The 3,079-nt window shown below is 68.1% G+C and carries 3 protein-coding genes; 2 read left to right on the forward strand and 1 reads right to left on the reverse strand.

The window, feature by feature from the left end:
- Together VFS34_09230 and arsB are read left to right on the forward strand one after the other, a co-directional pair.
- Positions 1-317 (forward strand): arsenate reductase ArsC (locus tag VFS34_09230; GenBank protein HET9794631.1); only part of this gene is annotated, 317 nt, incomplete at its 5' end.
- Complete coding sequence (gene arsB / locus VFS34_09235) at positions 310-1,401, forward strand: ACR3 family arsenite efflux transporter (protein HET9794632.1); 1,092 nt, start codon at positions 310-312, stop codon at positions 1,399-1,401. The genes VFS34_09230 and arsB, both read left to right, overlap by 8 nt.
- Before the next feature lie 49 nt (positions 1,402-1,450).
- On the opposite strand, the gene VFS34_09240 is transcribed toward arsB, so the two are convergent.
- Complete coding sequence (locus VFS34_09240) at positions 1,451-2,332, reverse strand: DUF5666 domain-containing protein (protein HET9794633.1); 882 nt, start codon at positions 2,330-2,332, stop codon at positions 1,451-1,453.
- Between the last annotated feature and the right edge of the window lie 747 nt (positions 2,333-3,079).

Raw genomic sequence — 3,079 nt, forward strand, 5'->3', positions numbered from 1 at the left:
AGGCGGTGAAGAAGGTCTTCGGCCTCGACATGGACGGGCAGCGCCCGAAGTCGATGAACGATTTCGTGTCGCAGAAGTTCGACTACGTGATCACGGTGTGCGACCGCGCGGCGGAATCCTGCCCGACGTTTCCGGGCGCGCTCGCCGTGATCCGCTGGAGCCTGCCGGACCCGGCGGAAGCGCAGGGAACCGAACAGGAGAAGCTCCGGGCGTTCGAGAACGGCGCGAAGGACCTGATGCAGCGCATCCGGCTCTGGCTCGCGCTGCCCGCGATCGCGAGGAGGATCCCGTCGGCCCCGGGCAGGGATCGTGGCTAGCGCAGCAACGCCGCCCGCCGTCGCCGGGCGGCTCTCGTTCCTCGATCGCTTCCTCACCCTTTGGATCTTCCTGGCCATGGGGCTGGGCGTGCTGCTGGGCTGGGGCGTCCCCGGATTCAACCGCGCCATCAATGCCGGGAATCGCGGCACGACGAGCGTACCGCTCGCGATCGGCCTCATCCTGATGATGTATCCGCCGCTCGCCCGGGTGAAATACGAGGAGCTGCACCGGGTCTTCCGGAACCGGAGGGTGCTGGGCCTGTCCCTCCTCCAGAACTGGATCGTCGGTCCGCTGCTCATGTTCGGGCTGGCCGTGCTCTTCCTGCGGGACAAGCCGGAATACATGCTCGGATTGATCCTGATCGGCCTGGCCCGCTGCATCGCGATGGTCATCGTGTGGAACGACCTGGCCGGCGGGGACGCCGAGTACTGCGCGGGACTGGTGGCCTTCAATTCCGTCTTCCAGGTGCTCTTCTTCAGCGTGTATGCCTGGTTCTTCGCTGCCGTGCTCCCCGCGAAGCTCGGCCTCCCGGGCGCGGTGGTGAACGTGACGATCGGCCAGATCGCCCGGAGCGTCTTCATCTATCTCGGCATTCCTTTTCTCGCCGGATTCCTGACACGCCTCGTCCTCGGGAAACTCAAGGGACTCGAGTGGTACCGCCGGGTCTTCGTCCCGCGGATCGCTCCCGTCACGCTCGTCGCGCTGCTCTTCACGATCGTGATCATGTTCAGCCTGAAAGGCGAGGCCATCGTGAGGCTGCCCTTCGACGTCGTGCGCATCGCCATTCCGCTCCTGATCTATTTCGTGGTGATGTTCGCCCTGAGCTTCTGGATGAGCCGGAAGGTCGGTGCGAGCTACCCGCAGACGGCAACGCTTTCCTTCACGGCGGCGTCGAACAATTTCGAGCTGGCGATCGCGGTCGCCGTCGCCACGTTCGGCATCTCCTCGGGCGTGGCCTTCGCCGCCGTGATCGGTCCGCTCGTCGAGGTGCCGGTCCTCATCGGACTGGTCGACGTCTCGCGGGCGCTCGCCCGTTATTTTCCGGCGGGGCGAGTCGAGGCAACCGCCGCGGCGCTTTCCTGACCGGCCGGCTCGACTGCCCCTTCCGGATTCGCCCCGGACGGCGACGGGCTCACCCGGTGATCGTCACGAGAGCCGCGAGGATCGATCCGTCTCCCTGGAGCGTTCCCCGGACCGTCACGCGCTGCCCGGCGGCGAGTTCGCCGAACGTCGCGGCCATCCCGTTCTTCTCGAAGATCGTCGCCCCGTTCGTCGTGACCGTCGTCGTCCCGCCCGGGGATTGGACGACGAAGCTCGACGCGCCCGAGTCGACCGAAGCGATCGTGCCTTCGACCTGCTGCGTTCCTCCATTGTTGAGGTCCTGAACCAGGATCTCGGTCGCGAGATAGGTCCCGTCCCCCTGCAGCGTCGCCTTGACGTGGACTTCCATTCCCGCGGTGATCTGCGCGAGGGTGATCGCGAGCGCTCCGTGCCGGATGCTCGTCGCGTCGTTCGTCGTGATCGTGACGGTTCCCAGCCGCTGATCGGCGACCGTCAGCGTCGATCCTCCCGCGTCGACCGTCTGAACGCGTCCTTCGATCTCCGCGCCCGGATGCCCGCCGGGGACGATCGTCGCCTGGTTCCCGTGGAGGGACACCGTGATCGACATCGTCGATCCCGCCGGGACCTGAATCGAGGCCCGGGCATGGACGTCGGCGCGTTCGAAGGTGAGGGTGTCGGAGCCGGGCGGTACGCCGGTCAGCGTGAAATTCCCGGACGCGTCGGTGACGGCGGACGCGTTCGAGGATGCCACGCTGACCACGATGTTCGATGCCCCGGTCGCGGCTTCCGTCCGCACGGTCGCCGACTGGGCGCTCGAACCCATGACGACCTGGCCGGTGATCATCGAATTTCGACTCGATGTCGGCGTCTCGTTGCTGGAGCAGGCGGCGAGAGTCAGGAGACCGGCCGCCGCCGCGAGGACCGAAAGGCGTTGCAAGCTCTTTATTTTCATGGGGCCTCCATGGCGGGTCACGGCGTGCAACGAACCTGCCACACCGTCGGCCGGACGCGCACGCGCTTGCGCGCTGGAACGCGCCGGCCTCCCACATCGCGAACCTCCTCCGCTCGGTTGCTTCGCGGAGACTTTTCGCGATGTGGCCTCTCGCGGCTCGGGCTTGAGGCCCTCGACCGCTTCGGCGCCCGACCGGGGGGAATGAGAACCCGAAGATGTCGCATTCGCGACGCTCGCGGGGCTCGGATCGCGAATGCTCCCGCCGCGCGGGCCTTCCACTCGGTTACTTCGGGGAAGCCTCTCCGCGCGTCGGCCTCTCGCGGCTCGGGCTGGAGGCCCTCGACCGCTTCGGCGCCCCTTCCGTCGGCCGGGCGCGCACGCGCTTGCGCGCTGGAACGCGCCGGCCTCCCACATCGCGAACCTCCTCCGCTCGGTTGCTCGCGCACTGGCCTGCGCGGCGACCGGCGCGCCCGGCGCATTCGCGCCGGCCGCTTCGCGGCGGCGACTTCGTCGCGCGCTGGAATTCCTTCGCGGAGACTTTTCGCGATGTGACCTTCGCGGCTCGGGCTGAGCCCTCGACCGCTTGGGCGCCCGACCGGAGGCGGGCGAGGGGAGGGCCGCTCAGAACGTTCGGGCCGACCCCTGATCCGCCGCCGGGCGCCGAAGGGCCCTAGCCGACCTCGACGAGCTCGCCCTTCCGGGCTTCCATCTCTTCGCCGAGCTCCTCCAGCCGGTCCTTGGAGAGGT

Source organism: Thermoanaerobaculia bacterium (assembly GCA_035717485.1).
Lineage (GTDB): Bacteria > Acidobacteriota > Thermoanaerobaculia > UBA5066 > DATFVB01 > DATFVB01.

Excerpts from the sequence above, each read along its gene's own strand:
- VFS34_09240 (HET9794633.1), bottom strand. The coding sequence starts at position 2,332 with ATGAAAATAAAGAGCTTGCAACGCCTTTCGGTCCTCGCGGCGGCGGCC.